The sequence below is a fragment of the Mucilaginibacter rubeus genome, from assembly GCF_003286415.2.
Lineage (GTDB): Bacteria > Bacteroidota > Bacteroidia > Sphingobacteriales > Sphingobacteriaceae > Mucilaginibacter > Mucilaginibacter rubeus_A.
The window spans coordinates 2,001,017-2,026,425 of record NZ_CP043450.1 but is presented as its reverse complement, the minus strand read 5'-3'; the positions used below and the strand labels follow the sequence as shown (position 1 = coordinate 2,026,425).

Genomic DNA, 25,409 nt, shown 5'->3' with positions numbered 1-25,409 from the left:
TGTTTGGTTAGCGTTGTAAAATCAATTATTTATAAAATCGATTTAGCAATTAAACATAAAAATCACCCGCACCTTTACCTTTTTTTTTAAACTATTAAATCCCCCAGTTTTTATTTGGCGTTGCCCCCATGCTTAACTCAAGTGTGCCTCCGGCAGCAATATCCTTATAGTCGATATAGCATTTGTTATAAGTTTTACCGTTAAGCTTTGCCCCTTGTATGTAAATATTTTTTGCCGAATTATTGTTGGCGATAATGGTGAACGCCTTACCCTTTGCATATTTAGGATCGAGCCTCAAGGTTACTTTATTAAATACAGGACTGGTAATCTCCTGCCTGGTATCGCCAGGGCAAACAGGGTGCAAGCCACTGGCTGCCAATACATACCATGCCGACATCTGCCCTACATCTTCGTTACCCACCAATCCCTCTACAGAGTTTTTATATGCCCTGTTACAGATCTCGCGGGTCCACTTTTGGGTAAGCCAGGGAGCTCCCAACCGGTTATATAAAAACGGAACATGATGTACAGGCTCGTTGGAATGATTATAGTAATCGTTCCACATCATGTTATCGGGCGTTTTTTCAAAAAGATTGTTCAAATCGGCTATCACTTTTTCACGGCCGCCCATCAATTTTGCCATGCCGTCAACATCCTGAGGCACAAACCAGCCTTGCTGATAAGGATTACTCTCCACGCAGCCATACCATTGTTTAATACGCCCTTCTGCAGGCCATGGTAGCCAGTTACCGGTACTATCTTTGGGGCGGAACCAACCTTTGTCCGCATCAAAGATATTTTTAAAGGCTTCTCCCCTTTCGCCGTATTTTTTTGTGTCCTGTGTTTTGTTGAGCGCTTTTGCAAGCTGCGCAACGCACCAATCGTTATAAGCATACTCAAGCGTATAGCTTATGCCGCCACCACCCGGAGTATAGCCTTTATCGCCATTGCCAAATTTTTCAACAGTGCTCACGGCTAATTTATAGGCATCGGGTATGTTATAGTTACGAATACCTTTGGCATACGCATCGGCCATAACAGCTACCGCCGGGTTGCCAAGCATACAGCCGCTGTAAGCATTCAATAACTCCCATCGTTCCAGGTAATCCTTATTTTTTTCGTTAGCAAGGGTAACCAGTGAATTAACCAGGTCATTAACTAATGATGGATTAATAATGGTTTGCAGAGGCATCTGGCTCCTGAAAACATCCCAACCGCTAAAAATAGTCCTCTTCTTAAATGTTGTAGTATGATGAACCTTTCCGTCGCCGCCCATGTATTGCCCGGTAACATCACTTACAATGCGCGGATCAATCATGGTATGATATAACGCTGTATAAAACACCGTTTTTTGCTCAGCGGTGCCACCTTGGGTACTTACTTTTGATAAAGCGCTGTTCCATAGATTAACGGAGTGTTGGTGTACCGCGTCGAAATTCCAGTCTTTTATTTCGGCCTGCAGATTGGCTTTAGCACCGGCGATACTTACAAATGAAATTCCTGATTTGAGTATCACCTGTTCATTGGCGTTGGTTGCAAATTCGGTATAAAAACCGAGATGCTTGCCTTGTTTTTCTTTTAAACCTTTTGATACTTCGGCTTTGGCAACACGCTCCTGGTATTTATCGCTGGTTACATCGTCCAGTTTCCGGCTCCAATCGCCAGGAATATCGGCACTCCAAACACCATAATTTTTCAGCGGTTTGCTGAACTGTGTGTAGAAATATACGGTATAATCCGCCTTGCCATCGCCATTGCCCCAGCCACCTCCATCGGGCGTACATTTCATAAAACCTTCAATAGTATGATCATCAACCACCTTTATATACTGTAATGTCGATGTTCCACCTACCCTCCGGGCCAGATCAATCTGGATGCGTGATTGTTTGTTTTGAGGAAAGGTAAAACGCAGCATACCGCTGTGAGGGGCTGCAGTGGCCTCGGCTTTGATATTGTAGTCTGTCAGCTGAACGCTATAGTAACCGGCAGATGCCTTTTCACTTTTTTTATCATAAGCAGAACGGTATCCTACGCCGGTTGTACCTATCTTACCGGCACTTGTTTTAAGCGCACCTGTTGTCGGCATTACTAAAAAGTTCCCCAGATCGCCATACCAGCCAATACCGCTCATTTGAGTAAAGGCAAAACCTTCAATACTTGTATGCTCATAACTGTAGCCAGAACCATTATCGCCACCTGTTATCGTGTTAGGGCTTAACTGCACCAATCCATAAGGCGTAGCAGCACCCGGAAAAGTTTTACCTAAACCATGATAAACACCCGCCCCATCGGCACTGGTACTGGCGCCAATAAAAGGGTTAACATACGAAGCTACGTTTTGGGCTTTCAGTTCTGTGGCTACCCCGAGAGATAAACCCACAGCAAATACAGCGACTAAATATTTTTTTAATACAGGTAGAGTAGTTATGCTCATAATGGTAGCACCGGTTTTATTGTTTAAAATCTGGCAGTCCGAAACTGTGATTTATTATCGAAAAAAAACTCTAATCGGCGTAAGTTTTTTATGACAGATAATCATTCAGCTTTTAAAAAATTGACCGGTATTATTAATTGGTTATTACACGACCAAATTATATAATAAAATCGATTTAGCAAATTTTAGTTGATTTTTATTTTTCATAAAAACAGCGACTGCCTTTTCGAGACAGTCGCTGTTCAATATTGCTGTAACCGTTTTTAGTTTTCTTCGGTATACTTTTTAAAGTTGTTGAGTATAGCCTGCCAGCCATTTTTTTGCATTTCGATGGGGTTTTGGTCTTCCGGATCAAATGTTACCTCAACTTCAGTTTGATTGCCGCTTGCTTTAAAAGCTACAGAAGCTTGTCTCCCGTTTGGCATAGTGTAGGTAAACTTTTCGCCGTCAATAACTTCATCATAAGTGGCTTCAAAATCGAAACCGAAGCTTCCGTCTTTAGCCTCCATCCTTGCAGAATATTTGCCGCCAACCCGCATATCGTTGGATGCCGATGGGCATTGCCATGAAGGATCGGCAAAGTTCCATTTTGTAATATGCTCCGGATTGGTGTAGTAGTCCCAGGCTTTTTTCACGTCTGCATTTACCGTAGTGGTAACTGTGATCTTGTTCCTCATTTTATTATTTTTTTAAGGTTAGTAATAGTTGGTCAAGTTTTTCGAGTGTTGCCATCATGCCCTGTTCCATACCCATCTGGATCACAGTTTCCAGATCAGAAAGCGACTTATAGGTAACAACTGTTTCTACCAAAGCGTTTTCTCCCCTATCGGTAAAATTCACAAGCCACTCGGCCCTGGGCAGATCCTCGTTTATTTCGCCTTCGGCGTTACAGAAAGCATCCAATGCGGTATAGTAATCAATGGGCTTAATTTTCAAGTATCCTGTCCAGCCCCAATATTCTGTACCGTTTGGATCAACCATGGCATAATGCCAGTGGCCACCCTCGCTAAAATCCATCGACTTAGTTTTGGTTGTTAATGGCGCTGGCGCAAACCATTGGTCAAGCAGTTCTTGTTTGGTGTAGCAATCCCAAACCAATTGCCTGTCGGCCAAAAACTCACGTTTAATAGTTAATGTGTTTTTTACTTTGTCGGCAACGAAGTCGAAATACAAATTGCTTTTCATTTTTGTTGTTTTTTTAAGGTTGATAAAAGGTTATCGAGTTGCAGGAAGCGCGTTTCCCAGATTTTCCGGAATTGCTCCAGCCATTTGTCTATTTCTTTCATTTTGTCAATCTCCAATAGATAATAAATCTCCCGACCCTGGTGCTCCTGTTTCACGAGTTCGCATTCGGTTAAAACCTTCAGGTGCTTTGAAATTGCCTGGCGTGTAGTATCAAAATGCTCGGCGATAGCATTAGGCGTCATGGCCTGTAATGCAATCAAGGCAATAATAGCCCTACGGGTAGGGTCGGCAACGGCTTGAAAAATGTCTCTTCTCATTGAAGTGCTAATTACATACCGGTTAAATAAGATTAACCGGTTTATTTGAAAAACTTATTTCCTGATCATTGGCAGGTATTTTTCCCAATTATCGATGATCACCCAGGCAACAATCGCTATCAATACCAATACAATAGGCAAACCAGACGGAGCCACACTAATATTGGATAATAAAATACCGGTTAAAATAGGTACAAGCACAACTGCGCCAAGCGCTCTTGTTCTTGGGATAATCAATAACAAGCCACCCACAACCTCCGCAGCCCCTACCAGTGGCATGAGCCAGCCTATTTCCATATATGCCTGCATAACTTTCATCATTTTTTCGGGCATATCTTTAGGCATCGGCATGTAGTTCAGGAATTTATTCAGGCCGGCGTTAATAAACATAAGCCCGGTTAACAGGCATAAAACAAATTGGATTTTACTTTTCATGATTGGTTTATTTTAAGTTTATGAAACTGATTGGTTGCAAATATATACGCAACCAATCAGTTTCGCAAATTTATTTTGAAAAAATTTCCGGTTTGAATGCGTCAACGAATGTTTTAGTATACCAGCGAGTTATATCGGTTTGATTTAAGGTAGTTTCTGTATAGATTTACTCCATATATTTTAAAACACAAACCTAAACACTTATGGGAATATTAAATTTCTTTAAAAAGACTATCCAAAATGCGCGGGAAAATCAACCCATAAACGAAGAAAACCCTTTACGTAGAGGCCCAAAATTAACTCAAGAACGTAGCTCAATCAGTGATGAAACGTTTAATACCAGGCAATTTCAACAGGAAGTATTAGCTGTTGCTTTATGGAAATATAACGAGAACAAGCAGAATTATTCGTCGGCGTACAAATATCTTATGGAAATGGAAGATTTTCATTTGAGCGAAAAACAGGCAAATGAAGTTATTGAAACACTTAAACGTTGGAATGATCTTAAAAGTAAAAAAGATCGGTTTAATAGTTTAGTTAGCCAGGCCCAAACTTTAATTAATAATGGTTACAGAGAAAAAGCATTTGAATTAGTTTACAATGCTTACGTAGAAGATCCTTTTGATATAGAATTGGTGCAAGTCATCAGTCAACTGGCAGACATTGATAACCCACAGAGCCATGTTTTAAAAATATTTGATTCATTAGTGGCCATCAATCCACAAGATGCATATAATATCAAATACAGAAAGGCGCTTTATCTAAAAGCGAAAATGCGTTTTAATGAAGCTCTCGATATTTTTGAGGCACTTAATGTAGAATTACCTTTTGCATGGAACTACTACCAGACAGCAATAATTCAAAACCTGCTGGGAAACACTGAACTCTGTTTAAACAACCTAACTACAACTTTCCAACTTGATCCTGATTTGAAACAAGATGCAAGAAGCTTCCCTGAACTTCAAAACTTGCAGCAAGATCCAAGGTTTCTATCATTGATAGCATAAACCCTTAAAACAAAACGGCCCCATATTTATAAATATCGGGCCGTTAACTTATCCAATTTTATAACTATTATCCCAGTTACAGATCTTTTGGCTGTATAAGGCCTGATTACCCAGATGCACACTGATGGCTGTCCGGGCCCCGGTGAATACATTGCTATCAGGGAGTTCCTTATGCTGTATTTTCTGATAAAAATCGTTAAACGCGTACCAGGTACCATCTTTCGTGGCTTCCGGTAAAATAGGCGTACCACCGTCCCTGTTCCACACAATACGTGTCGCGCCGGTCACACCATCTACCGTTCCTTTTTCAGTCAGCAACTTTTTCTCGGGGTAAAACATACCCTGATCGGTTAGCAGGGATACGGTACCAAGCGTACCTTTTATTTTAAACAAGTACCCGTCATGTGCGTTGCCGCACATGGCGCCGAAGTTGCCGATCAGGCTCAGGTCCGGATAGCGGAGCATCAACTGTACGTTATCATAAGTTTCACGGCCATCTTTGAAAACATCGATGCCGCCGGTTGCAAAAAACTCCTGCGGATGGGTATCAAAAACCCAGTTAATAAAATCAATCTGGTGCGAAAGCAGTTCGGCCATTAACCCGCCCGAATATTCCTTATACATACGCCAGTTAATAGCCCGCTCAAGGGACGGATCAGGCACCGGGCGACGCCAGTTTCCGTTGCGGTCCCAGCGGCAATCTACCTGTGTTACTTTGCCCAGGTAGCCTTTGTTGATCATTTCCTTAACCCGGTAATATAAAGGCGAGTAGCGGTACTGATGCCCAACTTGCAATATCTGGCCGGTGCGCCCATGCATGAGGTTAACAAGTTCAAGCGCCTGCTCAATATTATAGGTCATTGTTTTTTCGAGGTATAAATGCTTGCCTGAGCGAATAACATCGGCAGCCACCTGGTAGTGCAGGTACAACGGTACAGCAACAATAATGGCCTCTACCTGTTTATCATCAATTAGTTTACGATAGTCTGTATATGTTTTTACGGCATCTGTTTTTGTCAGCTTTTGTGCTGCCGTCAATCTGAAGTCGAGCACATCGCATAAAGCAGTAATACGGTACTTATCAGGCATACTGTTAAGAATATTCATGATGCCGGTACCGCGGTCGCCACAACCGATCACTGCTATTTTAACAGGATCATTCACGGGCTCCATAGCGCTTAAATTATGATTGAGCAGTATCCCGCCCGTCAGCAAACCTGTATTTTTCAAAAAAGTTCTTCTCTCCATTTATTCAGTTTGTTATTTATATCCTTTAAAATAAACAGTAACCGTATCCGCTACATGGCCATCCGGCTTCCGGTATACGATATAAGCACCCATATCCTTCGTTTTAGCCAGAAAGCTCAGCGTGCGTTTTAGCCCCATTGCCATAAAACCGTTATCATACCCATCCGCAGTGATGGCGTCTTTCGCGTAAACCGTAACGCTGATCATTTCGTTTTGTACCGGGTAGCCCGTTAACGGGTTCATTAGGTGCGATACCTGTTTACCACCCGTTTCGTGATGCTTCCGGTAATTACCAGATGTGGTAATGGCGCCATCCCCCGGCTCAATCACTTTACGCATAGGGGCGGGATCAAGATCATCGCCGCTAATTCCCTCAATACCTACCTTAAAGGGTTCGTTCCCGGTTTTATGGCCTTTAATACGTAATTCGCCGCCAAGCTCAACAAGGTAGTTATGAATGCCATGTTGCTCCAATAAAGAGGCCAGTAAATCAACGGAATAGCCTTGAGCAATCCCGTTAAGATCCAGTTGTACTCCTGGCAGTTTTTTTTGCAAAAAATTTCCTTTTAGGGTGATCTTATCTGCGCCCACATTGGCAAGAAGAGCCTGTATTTCTTTCCGATCAGGGTCGTGGCCGGGTTTAACCACACCAAATCCCCAGGCATCAACCAAAGGTTTTACTGTAGGATCGACCAATCCACCGGTTGCCCGGTTAATCTGCAATGCACGCGCTACCAACACCTTGAATGTTTCATCTATTGAGATACCTCCCGCAGAATGATTAAACTTACTGATAAGCGAATTAGGCTGATACAGGGACACCGACTCATCAAAACGCTTTAATAAACTATCTGTTTGGCCCGTGCTCACCAGACTGTCGGGGGCGTAATAAACGATGCTATAGGTGGTACCCTGGGCATACCCCTTCAGCTCGAAGCGACGGAGTGGCTCCTGCTGTACAAAGGCACAGCATAACAAAATAAAGACGCAGGTACACGTCAGTATGGTTATTTTCATAGTCAGATAACCAAATGTAAGCTTTCTGTCGATTTATCTGAGCCGGTTTTATAACTTTGACACCTCTTATGTCAAACTTCATCAAACCCTGGATAGTGTTGGAGGATACCGACGTATCTCCGAGCCATTGGTTCCCCCTCAGAAAACAAAAGGCCAAACTTCCGAATGAGTTAATAATTGACGATTATTACTTTTCGCCATTAGGCAACGTAGTGCAGGTATTGCCAATTACGCCCAACAACGAAATTGTTTTGGTAAGGCAATATAAGCACGGGCTGGGTGAAATTCTGATTGAAGTTCCGGGAGGCATGCAGCAAGCCAATAAAACGTTAACGCAATCGGCCATTGCCGAACTTGAAGAAGAATGTGGTATAAGAGCAAATGAACAGGAGCTTGTGCCATTAACAACAATGGCCATCAATCCAACAAAACTACACCAGGTAACCTACGGCTATATTTTATTTGATGCTAAATTCAATTCTATTCCGAAACCGGACGCAACAGAACAAATTGAGTTGTTTATAGTCCCGGCTTCGGAGGCCTTAAAAATGGTAGATAACGGGAAAATTTGGGTGACCGATTCGATGAATTTGATTTTGATTGCAGCCCGGAAGTATCCGGCAGTCTTTTTGTAACATACGGTCGGCTACCTATCGTAGTTTAAGCGCTTCTGTCAATCGCCGGATTTAAATTTCGGATCAATAAATTCCCATTCGTGAATGTGTGCCTGGCGATGTTCTTTTTTAACGATCTGATCAAAATAGGCAGTCAGATCGGCATGCACCGAGGCTATATCATTTTCTTCAGACGGATCCTTGTTAAGGTCATAAAGTTCCCAGCGGGCAGCAGTGTCCTTTTTCATATTTGATTTTACGCCCTTCCAGTGTCCATACCTGATAGCCAGTTGTCCGCCTTTTTCAGGAAATTCAAAATATAAATATGGGTGCTGTTTTTGCCCCGGCTTATTTAGTAACGTTGGCAATATAGATAAGCCATCGTTTTTCGGAGCTTTTATACCAGCTATTTCGGCAAATGTTGCCATCATATCAAACTGAACCGAAACAAGGTCACTCACCTTACCGGCGGGGATCTTTCCCGGCCATCGCGCTATAAAAGGTTCGCGGATACCGCCTTCGTAAAGGTCCTGCTTCCGGCCACGCAAATCCCCAACACTGTTAAAATAATGGGTATCTACACCCCCAACATCAAAGGTTGCACCGTTATCGCTCGAAAACATCACGATTGTATTTTCATCAAGTTTCAGCTCCTTCAATAATGCGAAGATCTTCCCGATCTGCGCATCCATATAAGTGATCATGGCCGCGTAGGTTGCTCTCGGATATAAGGTAGCCGCATACCCCTTCTCGCCGCGGTAAGGTTTATCATCAAATTTTCCTAAATAAGGCTTCAGTGCCTCAGACGGTACCTGCAATGATAAATGCGGAATGGTAAAGGGCAAATACAAGAAAAATTGTTTGTTCCTGTTCTTGCCGATAAAATCAAGTGCTTTAGCCGAGAGGCGGTCTATAGAGTAATCTTTCCCTATAAAATAGTCGTAAGCTGTCTTATCCGTTTCATCGTCCCTGAGTTTCCGATGTACAAAAATACTGGAGTTGTGCAGTGTGTCCCACTTTCCGTTCTCCCATAAATGGGTTGGGTAGTAATTGTGAGCCTGCTTTTGGTCAAGATAGCCGTAAAAATAATCAAAGCCCTGCTTATTGGGATCGCCCGTATTAGTACTCATTCCCAGCCCCCATTTGCCTATGGCCCCAGTAGTATAGCCAGCCTGTTTTAACATATGGCCAATGGTAAATGTACCTTCGGGCAAGGGCATCTGCCCTCCTTCTGTCGAGTCGGCAAAACCTCCAAACTCATAATTACCGCGGATATAGGAATGACCACCATGCCTGCCGGTGAGTAACATGCAGCGCGCCGGCGCGCAAACCGGCGTGCTGGTATAATGTTGTGTAAACTTTATCCCCTCTTTCGCCATTTTATCCAAAACGGGGGTTTTTATCTTTTGCTGACCATAAGTGCCTAATTCCCCGTAACCCAGATCATCAGCATAAATGTAAATGATGTTAGGCTTTTTTTGCGCGTTTGCAGTTATGGCAAACAGTAGGAAAGATGCCGTTACGATCTGACGAATGAAGGAAAGAAATTTCATAAGGTTTTAAATTTAGTCTTCTATATTCTCTGACACCTGGTTATAAAATTTTGAACTGCCCCATTATTTTTTCATGCTAATTTATCATACAGTACCCGGGCTTAGGTCGCATGCTAAATTAGAAAGTTCTGTTTTAGATTCCTATTCCCTGACACCAAAGATATCCTGTACATTAACCGAAAATTAGCCCTGCGAAAGAATTACAATATCGGTAGTTGATAAACCTATCTTTCAATAACGCCTTGAGCATCATTTTTTTTTGCCAAGCCTGTACAGGTAAATAAATTACTCCTGCCAGTACGATACGCAGGCCGTAAAAACGTTTCTTTTATTGTTCATATCTTATTAAAATTGGTTCGGCAAAATTGCTTTGGTGTTTTTAAGCCTAAGCAATCATTATTGTAAATTAAAATTGTAAACTTTGTAAATAAAATCTCAATACGATGCGTTATAGCCTAAATCTGCTCTTCAGGTCACGCAAGTACCTGTGGGGATCATTGATATTTCTGTTTGCTTCTGTGATCTGTATGGCGTTCAGTTTAACCGGCGACAACGGCTTTGATACCGCCAGAAGGGAAGTTTTGCTCCGTAAAATAGGCGATGAACTGCTTTTACAATCGGGCGACAGCGCATCAAGGGTACTCCCCGTACAAAAAATTGCAGAAAACGAATACCAGATCAGGTTTGAGCATAATCTTACCTTTCAATCAGACTCCCTGGTAAGCACTACGACGCGTTTATTAGCCAAAGACCCGCTTACACAGGATTATATTGTTAATGTCCTGACCTGTGACAACGCCGGCGTTGCCTATGGGTTTGCTATATCAGGGAATAAAAAAGATGATATTGTAGCATGTAAAGGGAGAAAACAACCCGCAGCCCGCTACGTGATTGATATTAAATTTAAACCTACAGACACCGTTATTGCAAAAAAAGGATACCTTTTAGCCAGCTTGCCACTTTTAGCATTTATCGGTTTTATTTTTTTGAGATCTGTTAAACCTCGAAAAGAGGCCCCTAAAGGCGAAAATACCGGCATATTAACTTTAGGCTCAGTTTTATTTGATGCTCAGACACGGCAGTTGATCGTAAATAAAATGGCCATAGACCTTACCGGAACTGAAACGCGGATACTGAACATTTTAGCGTTATCTCCTAATAAAACTATAGAGAGAAGCAGGCTGCAAAAAGAGATCTGGGAAGATGAAGGTGTTATTGTAGGGCGCAGCCTGGATATGTTTATATCGAAACTCAGAAAAAAATTGGAACCTGATCCTGATATCAATATTATTGTTGTGCGCGGGAAAGGATATAAGTTAGAGATCAGCTCTTAACAGGAATCTTCCGGTTTTGAAAAATTAAATCCGTCTCCCATTTGATCAAGCCTGTTTTGATTTAGCCAGGATTCCGAAAAAGCCATGGTAATACAGCAGTATTATCGCTCCATAGCTATGGTATTACTATAGATTGGGGAGCCCTGTCTATAATCCTCACAAGAAATCGATTACCAAGACCCATCCGGATTGGTAGTACGACGACATCTGGACTAAACACGGCCGGAGCGACGGGCGCCATTTCAAGACTCCAGCGCCCCATGCACGTCCAGTTTGCAATCGATGCTTAACATAGCGTGTTGGAAAAGAATTAAGAGGGTATAATTTGATTATGCAAAAGTACCAAAACCGCATTTCGAATATTCAAAAAAAGAGCGCAGCGGCATTCGCCGTCTGCGCACAACATAATCAACTAACTAATTCAATACTTGAAAATTTGGAAAGGTTTGGTTAACTAAAACTGATTTTATTTTTATGATATATTTAATTAGAAGCGCCTCGATATATTTCCTTAATGGTTAAACTGCCCATCTCCGATATTGAGTAAGAAACTGATCAGAACGCCCCTTTTACTTGGTGGTAGTATCGCCTCGCTTCTGCTTCCGTCATAGCTGTACCGGTAGCCATATACCTGATTAAAACCAGGTACATTGGCAAAAGTGATGTTAAACACGGCAAAATTCCTTTTCATTGGGGGTATATAGCTCAGGCCAAGGCTTAGATTATTGAAATGCCTGGTCTTATCTGACAGAAACACGGGATTCAGCGGATTAAAATAGGTTCTTCCACTGCTGAAGGTATACGTCCCGCTTACCTGGATATTAGACCCTGTTATGTATTTTCGTCCCACTATATTAAGCACATGCTCGGGCGCGAATGGAGGCCTGCCGGCAACAGGGTAATCGATATAGTTGCGCTTGGTGTCAAGGTAAGAGTAAGAAACATAGTATTCGCCAACGGCAAAACTTTGATCCCGCCATAACAAATCAAAGCCGCGCGAATATCCGCTTCCCTGATTATTAAAATCATAAATAACTACAGGGGGACCATACGCCTGAAATCCTGAAAACACCGGAGTTGTGATCTTTGTCAGATCTCTATAATCCTTATAAAAAACTTCTGCCTTAAGATTTCTGTGCGGGATTTTCAGTTCATACAAGAGCGCATAATTGATCGATTCCTCATATTTAAGCTTAGCTGTCTGGGCCAAAAAACTATCATCCGGTTTTTGATAATATGAAGCGTAATTTAATGTAAAGCTGCTTTTTCTGCCTGCAAAAAAGATAAGATCTAACCGCGGCGAAAGGTTATACTTGTTTAAATAGGCAGAATACTCTCCACGTATTCCAGATCGTACTGATAAAACCTTGCTAACAAAAACGTCGGCAGAAACAAACAATGCAGAAAGCACATCACTATAACTTCGATACATCCCGGCATAACCCTCAGCCCTTGAATTTTGAAACAGCTCTCCCCCTAAAGTGATTAAACTGTTATTAGCAAAACTCCTCGACAAGGTAATTTTTTCATGCCAGGCATTATCGTTTTGATTATAAGGGTCAGCGTTTACTTTTCCACTCTCCAGGGTGCGGTTATAGGCCGCCCCGGCAAAAAGCTTCCAATCTGCCCCAAGGTATTCCCTGTATGTAGCATTCAGATAAAAGTTTCTATTGGTGTTTCCTAACAGATCAAAACTATCTTTATTAGGGTTTCTGATATCAAAAGCCAGCCGGGTATCACTGTAATCGGCGTATACCTTAACCATGCCTCCTGTTTTAGTTCTTAATTTATAATGAGTTGATGTTTGGTATTGCCGGGGATCTTCGCGCCATAATGTATTTTGAGGTATTACACTATTATTTAATCCAAAATTATAATAATTGCCGCCAACCATTAATGAACTGTTTTTGAAACGTTCTGTATGGGCAGCTCCAGCCCCAAGGCTAAGGAGCGAAAACTCGGTTGACGACGCCCCGGGAATTCCCTTGGTATCCATTATAAAAGCAGACGAAAGCGCTTCGCCGTACTCGGCACCGTATCCTTCGCTGCCGGTAAAAGTTGTGCGTTCAAACAAAAACGCCGAAAAACGGCTTCTGTTAGCCACATCTGGCAACCTGCTTCCAAACGCATTTTTCACCAGCATGCCATCAAAAAAAGCCTGGGTTTCCTGCGAGGTGCCTCCGTGAATAAAAAGTCCCGTTTCATTCCCGGCAGGCGACGCGCCCGGAAATGTCTGTAATGCAGCCGAAACATCACCAACTGCACCGGCCGTTGTAACAATATCATATTCATTGAGCGTGTAGGTTCTCGGTACTTCACCAATCTTTCGTTTAAGCACTATGTTTACAGCGTTTAAATCATTATTTGTGGTTTTTAACTGGAAATCTGCCCGGGTACTATCCTTTCCGATATCGACTAAAACGCTATCTGTTCTGAAACCTACAGATGAGCAAAACAACCAGTGTTTTCCGCTAAAGCGAGTGTTTACTTTAAAATAACCAAGACTATCCGTAAAGGCCCCTATCTGCTTCCCTTTTAATTTTATGGTAGCACCAGAAAGTGCTTTAAATTCCAAATCGGATACTTTTCCATATATAGTTTTAAGCTTTTCCTGAGAATTTGCCGACAGCGGAAATAACATGACTGCCCATAACAAACATTTGTAATTCTTCACTATAATATTCAAACTCCGGACAGTATTATTTAACCCGGCCGCCTATCGGCCGGGTTATTTTGATTATCCAGAAACTTTTATGGTGCTTAGCTTAGTCTCAGCATTGATTCGATGCGCCTTTCCAAATCCTGCAAGTGATAGGTGGTCAACTTATCTGTGGATCTTGGGATAGCACGCTTAAGCTCTGTCTGAAGCTTGTACAGGTCGGCTTTAACGATTGAAAACGCGTCATTTTCAGCAGATTCCGATTCTTTTGAAGTCAGCATAGCAATGAGATTCCCCAGATACGCTTTTTGAAGATTTCTCCTGTACTTATCTACTTTTATTGCTTTATCAGTTTCAATTTCTTTCCATATACCTTTATGTATAACGGCCACAAAGTCATCTACCGGAACCGCTTTTGTACCAAATTTATTTACCAGGGCCTGCATACGGCCTAATGTTCCGAAATCCAGCAATGTATTCAATACCCTGATCTGCGTATCCGAAATAAAATCGGGATCTGCCGGAGCCTCAATCCTCGCCATTACTGATTTATCTAAAAGCCATTCGGGGGTTTTAAACAAATATTGATTAAAGAATGCCAGGGCCTCTATTTGGCGGTTTCTGCTTACCGGAACGTAAACAAGCCCCTTTTCTTCCTCACTTTTTGGATTATAGTAAAGGCCGGCAACATTTTTTAGCACATGCCCCATGTAGTTGAAATATTGTGACTGAACCGCTTTGTACATGGTAAGAAGATTGTTATTAACCCCACCTTCACCTTTTGTCCAGTTTACCAGGTTGGGAACAATACGCTGCAGGTTTCTGATACCGTAGGCGCTTGCCTTCATGGCATTATCACCAAGATCTTCAGTTTGTGAGCGAGGGTCCCATTTACGGGTTTCGCCATCACCATACCAGGTGCGTTTTCCGGAGCCCGATTTATTCATGATCCAGCCGTTCATGATCTTCTTATCCTCATCTTCGGTATTTGCGCCGCTATACTTATAGCCCCACTCTATCGCCCATCGGTCATAGTCGCCAATACGTGGGAAAAGATTTTTCTGCTCGATATGATCTTCGGGTTGCGCCACATAATTAAACCTGGCATAGTCCATGATGCTTGCTGTATGCCCGTATTTAGTAAGATAGCTGTTGCTGCGCAAACTGTCTACCGGGGTAAGACTACTGCTACCAAAATTATGTCTGAGGCCAAGTGTATGCCCTACTTCATGGCTCGATACGAATCGGACAAGCTCACCCATCAGCTTTTCATCAAACTTTGGTTTTCTGGCTGCCGGATCTACTGCCGAAGCCTGCACCATGTACCAATCATGCAAAAGGCTCATTACGTTATGGTACCAACCGATATGAGTCTGGATGATTTCTCCGCTTCTTGGATCGTGGATATTGGGGCCGTAGGCATTGGCTACATCCGATGGGAAGTAATTGATCATAGAATACCGAGCATCGTCCATATGCATAGTCGTGTCGTTCTCAGGCCATTCCTTACCGATAATGGCATTTTTGAAGCCTGCCTGTTCAAAAGCTTTCTGCCAATCATTGATCCCGGCCACTAAATATGGGCGCCATTGTTTGGGGGTAGCCGGATCCACGTAGATCACAATTGGTTTACTGGGTTCAACAAGCTCGCCCTTCTTCCATCTTTCAACATCTTCGGGCTTAGGCTCCAAACGCCAGCGTACAATGAAGTTCTTAATTTCCGAACGCTGCTGCTGATCGTTAAATGCGAAATGCTTATCCACAAAATACCCAACGCGTTGGTCGGCAAGCCTGCGGCGCATTGGCACTTGCGGCAAAACAATGAACGAAGTATGCGATTCTACAGTAAGTTGCGGAGTGGTAGCTGGAACCAGTTTCGAATCCATGTTTTTACTGATACTGATTTCAACATTTTCCGGATACACATGAATTGATTCAACACGATAGTCCTTCATTGAAAAGGTGTTAACTCCTTTTGCAATCTGAGTACTCTGGTCTATGTTATTAACCATACTCCTGTCTTTCAGAAATTTAGAGGCATCAATTACATAGCTCTTAGAATCCTTGCCGTAACACACAATAGGGAAACTTATTGCAACGGGGTCTACGCTGGCATCCCGTACAGCCCGTGAAATCACGTCGGCAGAATCTACCTCATTTATTATCAGGTGATATAGAATCCTGATACTTGAGTCCTGGGTCTTTTCGAAGCGAATTGTGTTTTCATCCAGTTCCTCACCGGGATACATACCGAGCCCGGCGGGTGCCTTAGTTAATCTGTTAATGACCATAATGTCGCGTTTAAGAAGCGAATCAGGTATTTCAAAATAGATGATATCCTTTGAACTATGAACTGAAAAGAGTCCGTTCTGTGTTTTGAATGCTTTGGTAATAACCGATGCATAACTCTTCAACGCTTGTCTTGGCACTACCTTGGCTACCGTATCTTTCTTTACAGTATCCTTTTTAGAAAAAAGGTTAAATGGCCAGCCCCTTCCCGTCTGTCCGAAAGAAGAATGCGCAGTTAATGCCAGCAACCCTAAAAAGAGGAGCTTTTTGATATAGTTTTTCATGTTTTTTAAAGTTCTATTGAGTTTTTATAGGATAAATAAATTTGGCAACCGTATTAGTTCCGGCGCTTGTAATAATCAAGTTAGCAGGCTTTGACATATAGCTTGAAGATTCTCCACTGGCTGCATGACGCCAGGCAACTGCTGTATAGGTCAATAAAGCTCCGGTAGCCGCATTCCTGATCTGAAGAATAAGATCATCTCCAGACACATCCGCACGCTTCACGCTTACTTTCAAAAAAACGGTTGCTTTTTTATATTTCAATGATTCACAACCGGGTATAGGACTTGTTTTACCCAGTATATTTACAGATACCGGTACCGGGAAATTAGACAGGTTTACTGCTCTGATCAAAAGCAGGCTATCCGTTAAGGGCACAACCGGAATGGTATCTTCCGTAATCAATGTATCAATCGCCGACCTGGTACCTGCTAAGAATATAGAATACATCCCTGATGGTTTATAATCACGCGTAACACTTAACGCCACGTTTGCGCTATCCGGATAAGCATAAAAATCAATCGGGATAGTTCCTGATGTAACCCCCTTCTCCAGGATATAAGTGCCTGCCGCTATAGATGCAGACTGTATCCCGTTTGAGATACTGGAAAAATCAAGCTTCCCGGTTTTGTAAAAATTGGCAAAAATTGCGCTACCGTCAGTTAATCCATTATACACTGTAATGGAGCTGGTTGGTTTCACTACATCTTCTGTCTTCTTACAGGAAACGAATAATGCTATCAAAGCAAAAAGCCCCAATATATAATAATTTGTACGTTTCATATGCAATTAAGGATTGATTATTTACTTAATGTTTTCAGCGACAATCCGGGAACATCCGATAGCTGCGTAAGATAAGTTGCCAGCCGTTTCGACGATTTATCGTTCCAAAGTACAATGACAGGAACATCCGGATTGCCTTTACTTTCGATCATGTAATCGCTTCTTTTTTGATCGGTGCCATCCGAAAAATCAATTACAACACCGTTATTCGGCTGTTTTGACCACTGGGCAATTAATGTTGGCGCAAAGGGTTTGTAAAGACCGATCAAAGCGAAAGCCTGCTGATCTAAAGATTCCGGAACGGTAACCGCGGCGCAATCCTTTACTCCGCCATTAAAGGCCACTGATGTAAATGAAGTACTGAAACCAAACCTTGAGCTTCCCATATCAAGACCAGGCGAAGACTGAAATAAATGCATATTGCTGAAATCGTCTCCCTGTTCGGTAAAATCAGGCATCTTTTTCCGGCCGGGGCCGCTGGTTGGGCCTGTACAACTTGTAAGCAGCATAACTGCAGCACTAAAAAGTAATGTGTATTGATATATCTTTTTCATGTTTTTCTTTTTATCGTTTGAATATTGAATACTTAATCCTTACAATCCGTCATTTTAATAACCAGGATTTTGAACCAGACTTGGTGCTGATTGCAGCTCATCCAGCGGAATAGGATAAAGAAGCTGTGTTGCTGTGATCTTTTTATATGACAGTGAACCAAGAACTTCGATCGCTTTGCCCGTTCTCTTCAGGTCAAACCAGCGATGCCCCCATTCTGAAAAAAACTCCACCCTGCGTTCGTGTGCAATTGCTGCAAGTGCATTATCCTTCGAACTTGAACTTACAGTATGGAGGCCGGCACGTGTCCTGATCTTATTCAAATCCTCGTCGGCACCTGAAAGATTTCCCTGTTGTGCCCTTGCTTCAGCCCTGATCAGCACCTGCTCTGCCAATCGCAAAACAACCAGGTATTGTGTAGCGGCAAGCCCCTGTCTGGCATATTTACTCGAAAAATGAGCAGTTGCACCGGTATATGGAGGAGAGTTTGGTGTTTCGACAAAATTTGTCCAGGCTTTTAACCGCTGATCACCAGCCTCAAAAGTGGCCGAAAGATCATCAGTCATGTAATACGATGGAAAAAATAATATTGCCAGATCCGAAAAAACACTTGGATCAAGGTAAAGAGGGCGAAGATCTTCCGGTATGTCTTTTTCCCATGACATCTGCGGCGTAAAAGCCTTTGCCTCGTACGACGGTATATTAATATTAGTTGACGCAGGCTTTAACTGCCAGATACTTTCCTTACTGGACGGTAGAAATACATTATCCAGATTAGGATCTATAGCAAACTGGCTATTGGCAATTACGGCCGAGGCTTCCGTTTCGGCGTTTTTCCAGTCGCTCCTATAAAGATAAACGCGGGCCAGCATTGCAGTAGCTGCGTATTTATTAACCCTGATACGCTCACCACCGGTTATCGCATAATCTTCCGGAAGGTCGCGCTGGGCATCCAGCAAATCATTTGTAATCTGGGTATACACATCTGCCAGCGGGGTTCGCGGTACCTGCGCGTTAGCCTTCCAGTCTGTGCCGGTTATAAGGGGCACATCTCCGAAAAGATTCACCAGATAAAAATAATTGAAAGCCCGGATAAATTTGGCTTCGGCAGTGATCTGTTTCCTTGCAGCGGGCTTTAGCAAATTTGATGTTGAAGCCGCTATGCCGTCAATAATAGAATTAGCATTGTAAATACTCTTATAAAGAGGGGTCCAAAATATACTGTTAACCAAATCATTCTGGCTCGTAAGCCTATTACTCACGAAATTATAATCTATATCGTTGCTTGTACCAAGAAAATTGGTCAGTTCATCGCCAGACATGCCAGCATAAACAGTTGTTCCGCCATTAGATAGTGTTATAGCCTGAGGCCCGTCGCCATTAAGCATGTAAGAATATAATCCAGCCAAAGCGGCATAGGCAGTTCCATCTGTTGTAAAGGCTTTCTCAGTAGTTATTGTAGTTGTTGGATCACCTACATCCACCATTTTTTTGCAGCCGCTCCCATAAATGAAAAGCAATGCAATACAAATACCAGTTATTGAAATAATTTTCTTTTTCATCATTTCCTTTTAAAATGAACAGTTTAAACCAAAAGTGACAGTTCTGCTTGGAAGGGCACTTCCTACGCTCTGAACAACCGGATCAAGCCCTTTATACTTGGTGATCACAAAGATATTTGAGGCTGAGGCTATGAAATTGATATTTGATGCGCCTATTTGCTTCGCCCAATTTTTAGGAAGTGCACCAGATGCATTGATACTGTTAAGGCGGATAAAGCTTGCATCTGTATACGCCTGATCGCTTTGAAGTATCAAGGAATTTTCTGCGGTGGTTACCACACTCAATTTAGCGGTAAGAGCCTGATCGCCGGGTTTCTGCCACCTGGTTAAATAGCGTTCCAACGAAATATTTGTTGCCCCTGTCGCGATACTGTTGTATAAAGAGTTCCTGCCCCTTTGTTTAACTAAATAAAAATTAGCAGATAGGGAAAAGCCTTTATACCGGAACGTTTGGTTTAGGTTACCGGTAAAATCAGGTGTTGTTTTTACTGCAATGTACCTATCCCCTCTTGATTCCGGTCCGCCGGTGGTAGTAATGTTATTATCACCGTTGTGGTCTTCAAAAGTATAATAACCAGTAAGCGGATCTACACCAAGGTATTTAAGCACATAAACAGAATTAACCGAGGTGCCAATTTTCAATCTGTCGGCATAAGGCGATTTTTCCAGATTAGGATAAGCCAATAAGCGGTTACGGTTAAAGCCTGTGTTGAAAGAGGCCGACCAGCTAAATTTGTTTGTTTTGATCAAGGTTCCGTTAAGTGCTATCTCTAAACCATCATTTGCAACTTTCGCCGGCGAATTCGCGATAACCGATGTAAAACCGGTGATTGCAGGCGTTAAAAAATCAACTAACTGGTTATCACAATAAGAACGGTATGCCGATACACTTAACGATAATCGATCCTTTAACATACCTATTTCAAGTGCCAGTTCAGTCGATCTGTTCACCTGCCAGTGATAATCCGCGTTAGGCTGAATCAATGGGACAATAGGCGAAATTCCATTATAATCGGGAAGTTTAATAGCGGTATTTCCATATTGGGTCAGATATTTATAATCGCCTACCTGATCACTTCCGGTAATGCCATAACTTCCCCTGATTTTAACCAGCGAAAAAAAGCTCGGGAGGAAATCGCTAACCCATTTCTCATCGCTGATATTCCAGGCAGCGCCGATTGAATAAAAATTACCGAACCTGCTGTCGGATCCAAATCTTGAGCTTCCATCACGCCTTCCGTTTAAGTTCAATATATATTTGCTATCCCAGTTAAAATTCACCCGGGCAAATACACCCATATATCTGTATTTACCAGAGATATCATCGGCCGTTACCACTGGCGCGTTAGTGATGGTTCCCAGAAGGGCGTCATCAGTATAATTCAATCCGCGCACATTAGCACCGCTTGTAGAATTCTGCTGGTACGTTCCACCTGCTAAAACAGCGAGGCTGCCCTTACCTAATAATGTATGGTAATTAAGTTGCGGTTCCACAATCATGTTACTTACCCGGGTAGTTCCAAACTGCGACCTGCCATAAAAAGGAGGAGTGGTGAAAGGATCAATAGAGGCTATCGGATTAATAATTGTATTCAGGTTGGTTGTGTTGGTATATCCCAGGGAAGTAGATAAGGATAAACCTTTAACAACATTATAAGTTAAAAGCAGCCCGCTTGACAAGGTGTTTCCTCGCTGATCGCTGGTATTCTTCAATCCATTGAACGGGTAACTGGCATGAGCAGCCCCCCATGCGGCAAAATTCAGGTTCCCCTGCGAATCAAAAGGATCCGGCGCATTTGGAGGAAGGGTAAGAGGAACATCCATCTGAACTGCATCAACCGACGTTGCCGCATATGAGGTGTTCAAATCCATTGAAAACTTCTGATCTGCGCTATGGTTTTGCAGCGAAAGGGACACTGTTCCCCGCCTGTTCCCCCCGGTGATCGTACTCAGATCGTGTGTTGTTCCATACGAGGCCCCAATCCTGTAGGTAGTTAGTTCGCTACCGCCGCTAACACTCCCTGTATAATTAGTTTGACTGGAAGAGCCGCTGTGATATTTTTGCCAGTTAGTATCTTTTGACTGATCAAATACCAATAAATCAACAGCATTATTTACAGTAGGTTGGACACCGGAGTTGGCAAATGCCTCTTTTCGCATGGCAATATATTGCTGAGTATTCAGCAGATCAAAATATCGTGTTACGAAATTGGAGCCGGTGTTGAAGCTGGCATCTACTTTCATTTTACCGGGCTGCCCCTTCTTGGTGGTGATAAGGATGACACCATTTGCGCCCCTGCTGCCATAAATAGCTGTCGCGTCCGCGTCTTTCAATATCTCAATGGATTCGATATCATCGGGGTTCAGGCTAAAAAACGGGCTTTGGCCTGGGCCAGCACCTGTTTGATCATAGCCCCTGGAATACGCGGCGCTTCCTGCATTGGTAGTTCCACCCCGAACCTCCAATACGGTTAGGGGGACACCATTGATAATATAAAGCGGATCGGACGGAAACTGATCATTTAAGGCCTTTCGTCCCCTGATTTCTATTTTCACAGGTCCGCTCGCCGTTCCGCTAACTGGTGTAATATCAACGTTTGCTACCCTACCCTGAAGGGCAAGTATGGGGTTCATCACAGGCTGATCCGAAATGTCCTTTCCGGATACCCGGGTAATGTCACCTGTAGCTAACCGCTTGCTGGTTTTGCCATATCCCTGTATAACAATTTCATCCAACCCGTTGGTTGCCTCTTCCATAATCACATCAAGGATGGGTGATTTAGCGGCAACCCTGGCGGGGATAGCTTTTGTAACATATCCCAGATAGCTAAAAAGTAAGGTATCGGTAATTTCTGCAGTTTTAATTAAATATTTACCCTGGGCATCGGTAGATACCCCCTTTTTAGTTCTTTTTACAATAACCGAGGCGCCGCTTAGGGGTTGCCGGGAAGTGTTGGTCACTGTTCCTAATATGAGTATTGCCTCGGCGGCGATGGGCTTTTCCGGCACCACTTCTCGCCTGCGAAGCACAATATTTTTGCTAACAATCTGGTACTGGATCTGGGTATTTTTGAAACATGCCTCAAGCGCCTGTTCTATAGTTGCGTTTTTCAGGCTAACGGTAACATTGTCCAGGTTTACCTTGTCGGCATTATAAACGAAAACGTAGCCCGATTGCTTTTCAATCGCTTTCAGGACAGTTTCAAGTTTTGCGTTGGATTCGTTAAGGGTGATCTGGCTGAGTACTTTTCCGCTTACATGTACAAAGGAGATGACCAGTAATAAAGTTGTCAGCCTCATTATTAAGAGAATTTTCTCGGGAACAGGCCATAGCCATCCAGGCCGGGAGCCATTCCCGATTAGATATTTATTCATTATATTTGATGGGTTGAGGTTAATGAAATCAATAGTCAATTGTTTATTCGGCCCAGGCACCACCTGAACAGAATAGGATAACCTGAACACTTACCGTGGTTGTGGTTCCAACACTTCCACGGTTATTCAAGCCCCCGTGCGCTCTTATTAGTAAAATCTCACCATAGGCAATAACTTATTTAAGTTTTGTTTAATTTTAATTTGTTTGTTATCAAGGCCGGATCTTAATGGTTCTGTCAACCACACTGTAGTTAATATCCAGGTATTTCAGGATCTGCAATGCTTCAGACAGATTAGCATTACGATGTACTTTTCCGGTGATGTGAGCATCGGGGACCTTGCCTTCATAAACCACATTAACATCGTACCATCTCGAAATCTGGTTCATTACCGTGGTTATATCCGTCCGGTCAAAATAAAAGTAGCCATTCTTCCAGGCCACCGCGTTTTCGGTATCAACCTCCGATATCCGGACATTGTTGCTCTTTACCTCGGCCTGTTGTCCCGGTGTTAGTTTCCTGGTAAATTTTGCTCCCTCCACAGTAAGGCTGATACTTCCCTCAAGTAATGTAGTAGCGGCGTTACTTTCGCCAGGGTAACTATTTATATTAAAATGGGTTCCCAACACCCTGATTTCCTGACCCGAAAATTCGGAGGTACCAAGCACGCTAACAACAAAAGGGTGAGCTGCATCTTTAGCTACTTCAAAATACCCCTCGCCGGTAAGGTTAACCCTACGTTCTTTTCCGGCTTCCATATTAACCGGAAAAGTGATTTTCGAATCTGCATTTAACCACACCAGGGATCCGTCTGGAAGTTTGACCTTAAAATTTTCTCCCTTGCCGGTATTTAAAGTATTCAAAAGCATTTCCCGATTTCCGCCATTAGCTTTACCTTTTAAGATATTTTGATCCTGTACGGTGTAGGTAATTTCTCCGCTAACAGATTTGGTGATGTTTATTGCTCCCTGCGAAGCCAAATGCCCCTTGACTCCCTTACCTAATTTGATTTTATGACCATTAGCCAGTGTAAGAGTAGCCCCTTCCTTTCCTGCTAAGATCTCTGTACTGGCGATGGCTGGTTTCGCTATATATTTACGGGAGGTCTCGAGTTTTAATAAATAAAAGCATATAGAGGTGATCAACACTACCGACGCGGCGATCATAGATATACGAGGCCAGAATTGTACAGTCCTCATACCTGTGCGCTCCATTACCTGGTTCCGCATCAGTGACTCTGCTTTTCTGAGTTCAGTTTCGGAAAGACGGACATGATCATTCATGTTCCAGTCTGCATACCACGACTCGATGATAGCAAGTTCCTCGTCTGTGCAATTACCTTCCCTGAATTTTTTTAATAATTGTTCGTGATCAAATTCTGCCATAATCAATAAGTCAATAATGACTTAACAATTACATAACAGTTGAGTCGGATCGATCGGGTATCCCGGAAGGAAAAAAAAGTAAAATATTTTTTTTATGCTCATTTTTCTCTGGCGCCAGAGGGGTATCAAGACCACCACAATGACAAAAAGAAGTAAGAAATATGGCCATACCAATTTTTTGACGCAAAACCCTAAGCGATTTCTTGATATGAGTAGCAACAGTTTGTTCTGAAAGGTTCAACTTCTCTGCAATTTCCCGGTTGCTAAGATGTTCAAAGCGGCTCATTAAAAAAACCTCCCGCATTCTTTCGGGTAACGCGTTAATTTCTTTGTTGATGATCTCTGCAAGTTGTTTTTCCCTTATTCTTTCATCCGCAAGGCCTCCGGAAGCTCCTGCAAAATTTTGAATTGTCGTTGCATAGTCAGTCACTATTTTATGGTGACTCACAAGATTTAATATCTTATTACGGCTCATGGTAAAAAGATATCCTGAGAGGTTAACATTTTTAATCATATCCCTCTTTTCCCACAATGCCACAAACACATCCTGCACCAGATCTCTTGATGTGTCTTCGTCCCTGAGCTTATTGTACACATGGCTATATAAAAGTTTATTATAGCGTTCGAAGATTTCAACAAAAGCGTTTCTATCTTCCTCCTTTACCAGGTCAAGCAATTCTAAGTCCGAATATGAACGATAAGACTTCATGGATTAATCAATAGGAGTAAAGATATAAATATTCTCTATTTATCCAATCCTACCACCTTATGACTCGCCAAAAACGACCAAATCAACTCACAAACAAAAAAAAGAGTACCTCTAAAGCAGTTTCAATACAAAAAACAAAACGCACACTCTAAAAAACCACAAAAAACTCAAAGAAAATGAATAGGTAAATAAAAACACACCTTAAAATCTACTCAACACCATTAATAAACCTATTAAATCACGCTACAAATAACAAAACGCACCCTAAAATATTTTATTCCGTTTAAATTTTACACATTTCAAAGAGAATTCTATATTCAAAAGGTATCCTTCTTAACCAACGACTAATTCATCTTTAGTGCACCGTTCCGCAAAAACGGAACCATCAACCTATTTCGTTAGCAAATACAGCGATAATCGCCAAACCAATTGCGGCCATCATAGCGCAGAAATGAGCTCCCAAAGGCCGACTTCCAATTATTCGGTGGTGTTACCTCATTGAAAAAGAACTATAATTGATATTTTAAATTAACTGAAATGCTTCTATCATTTAATAATATATACACAGCCCCAATTCAGCTTATGGCCGGATATTAAATTTCATTTTCCCCCTTTGATTATTAGATAGTTAAATAATATTTATTATATTTAACATATCATTCACAACATT

The 25,409-nt window shown here is 42.4% G+C and carries 19 protein-coding genes; 3 read left to right on the top strand and 16 right to left on the bottom strand.

The window, feature by feature from the left end; translation table 11 throughout:
* Positions 1-94 precede the first annotated feature (94 nt).
* The 5 genes from DEO27_RS08350 to DEO27_RS08330 form a co-directional block, all read right to left on the bottom strand.
* On the bottom strand, positions 95-2,434 hold the full coding sequence (locus DEO27_RS08350) for a GH92 family glycosyl hydrolase (protein ID WP_112570420.1): 2,340 nt from the start codon (positions 2,432-2,434) through the stop codon (positions 95-97).
* Positions 2,435-2,697: 263 nt separating this feature from the next.
* Positions 2,698-3,111, bottom strand: coding sequence for an SRPBCC family protein (locus DEO27_RS08345; RefSeq protein ID WP_112570418.1), 414 nt, complete (start codon positions 3,109-3,111; stop codon positions 2,698-2,700).
* Between the two features lie 4 nt (positions 3,112-3,115).
* Complete coding sequence (locus DEO27_RS08340) at positions 3,116-3,619, bottom strand: SRPBCC family protein (RefSeq protein ID WP_112570416.1); 504 nt, start codon at positions 3,617-3,619, stop codon at positions 3,116-3,118.
* Positions 3,616-3,936 (bottom strand): ArsR/SmtB family transcription factor, encoded by a 321-nt coding sequence (locus DEO27_RS08335; RefSeq protein WP_112570414.1) that lies wholly within the window; start codon positions 3,934-3,936, stop codon positions 3,616-3,618. The genes DEO27_RS08340 and DEO27_RS08335 overlap by 4 nt, the downstream gene beginning before the upstream one ends.
* A gap of 54 nt (positions 3,937-3,990) precedes the next feature.
* On the bottom strand, positions 3,991-4,371 hold the full coding sequence (locus DEO27_RS08330; RefSeq protein ID WP_112570412.1) for a DoxX family membrane protein: 381 nt from the start codon (positions 4,369-4,371) through the stop codon (positions 3,991-3,993).
* 203 nt (positions 4,372-4,574) lie between these two features.
* On the opposite strand from DEO27_RS08330, the gene DEO27_RS08325 reads away from it, so the two are divergent.
* Complete coding sequence (locus tag DEO27_RS08325) at positions 4,575-5,378, top strand: TPR end-of-group domain-containing protein (protein ID WP_112570411.1); 804 nt, start codon at positions 4,575-4,577, stop codon at positions 5,376-5,378.
* A gap of 48 nt (positions 5,379-5,426) precedes the next feature.
* Here DEO27_RS08325 and DEO27_RS08320 read toward each other — a convergent pair whose 3' ends face one another.
* Both DEO27_RS08320 and DEO27_RS08315 read right to left on the bottom strand, forming a co-directional pair.
* Entirely contained in the window at positions 5,427-6,626 is a 1,200-nt protein-coding gene (locus tag DEO27_RS08320) for a Gfo/Idh/MocA family protein (protein ID WP_112570409.1), read from the bottom strand.
* Positions 6,627-6,638: 12 nt separating this feature from the next.
* The gene (locus tag DEO27_RS08315) at positions 6,639-7,643 is read right to left on the bottom strand and encodes an FAD:protein FMN transferase (protein WP_112570407.1); all 1,005 of its coding nucleotides are present in this window, start codon (positions 7,641-7,643) and stop codon (positions 6,639-6,641) included.
* A gap of 68 nt (positions 7,644-7,711) precedes the next feature.
* On the opposite strand from DEO27_RS08315, the gene DEO27_RS08310 reads away from it, so the two are divergent.
* Complete coding sequence (locus DEO27_RS08310) at positions 7,712-8,278, top strand: NUDIX hydrolase (protein ID WP_112570405.1); 567 nt, start codon at positions 7,712-7,714, stop codon at positions 8,276-8,278.
* A gap of 38 nt (positions 8,279-8,316) precedes the next feature.
* Here the strand turns inward: DEO27_RS08310 and DEO27_RS08305 are convergent, their stop codons facing one another.
* Positions 8,317-9,810 carry an arylsulfatase gene (locus DEO27_RS08305; RefSeq protein ID WP_112570403.1) on the bottom strand — a complete coding sequence of 498 codons (1,494 nt, stop codon included), beginning with the start codon at positions 9,808-9,810 and terminating at the stop codon, positions 8,317-8,319.
* A 443-nt stretch (positions 9,811-10,253) separates the two neighbouring features.
* Between DEO27_RS08305 and DEO27_RS08300 the strand changes: the two genes are divergently transcribed.
* Entirely contained in the window at positions 10,254-11,144 is an 891-nt protein-coding gene (locus DEO27_RS08300) for a winged helix-turn-helix domain-containing protein (RefSeq protein ID WP_112570401.1), read from the top strand.
* A gap of 511 nt (positions 11,145-11,655) precedes the next feature.
* Here DEO27_RS08300 and DEO27_RS08295 read toward each other — a convergent pair.
* From DEO27_RS08295 to DEO27_RS08260, 8 genes are all read right to left on the bottom strand, one after another.
* Entirely contained in the window at positions 11,656-13,785 is a 2,130-nt protein-coding gene (locus DEO27_RS08295) for a TonB-dependent receptor (protein ID WP_112570399.1), read from the bottom strand.
* A 119-nt stretch (positions 13,786-13,904) separates the two neighbouring features.
* Positions 13,905-16,376, bottom strand: a complete 2,472-nt coding sequence (locus DEO27_RS08290; RefSeq protein ID WP_112570397.1) for a zinc-dependent metalloprotease — start codon at positions 16,374-16,376, stop codon at positions 13,905-13,907.
* A 13-nt stretch (positions 16,377-16,389) separates the two neighbouring features.
* The gene (locus tag DEO27_RS08285; RefSeq protein WP_112570395.1) at positions 16,390-17,157 is read right to left on the bottom strand and encodes a hypothetical protein; all 768 of its coding nucleotides are present in this window, start codon (positions 17,155-17,157) and stop codon (positions 16,390-16,392) included.
* Between the two features lie 17 nt (positions 17,158-17,174).
* Entirely contained in the window at positions 17,175-17,711 is a 537-nt protein-coding gene (locus DEO27_RS08280; protein WP_146750026.1) for a hypothetical protein, read from the bottom strand.
* Between the two features lie 54 nt (positions 17,712-17,765).
* Positions 17,766-19,274: a RagB/SusD family nutrient uptake outer membrane protein gene (locus tag DEO27_RS08275; protein WP_112570391.1), complete on the bottom strand. Its 1,509-nt coding sequence runs from the start codon at positions 19,272-19,274 to the stop codon at positions 17,766-17,768.
* Between the two features lie 6 nt (positions 19,275-19,280).
* Positions 19,281-22,571 (bottom strand): SusC/RagA family TonB-linked outer membrane protein, encoded by a 3,291-nt coding sequence (locus DEO27_RS08270; protein ID WP_190295356.1) that lies wholly within the window; start codon positions 22,569-22,571, stop codon positions 19,281-19,283.
* A 286-nt stretch (positions 22,572-22,857) separates the two neighbouring features.
* Positions 22,858-24,030, bottom strand: coding sequence for a FecR family protein (locus DEO27_RS08265; protein ID WP_112570389.1), 1,173 nt, complete (start codon positions 24,028-24,030; stop codon positions 22,858-22,860).
* Between the two features lie 28 nt (positions 24,031-24,058).
* Positions 24,059-24,739 (bottom strand): RNA polymerase sigma-70 factor, encoded by a 681-nt coding sequence (locus DEO27_RS08260; protein WP_112570388.1) that lies wholly within the window; start codon positions 24,737-24,739, stop codon positions 24,059-24,061.
* Positions 24,740-25,409: the final 670 nt, after the last annotated feature.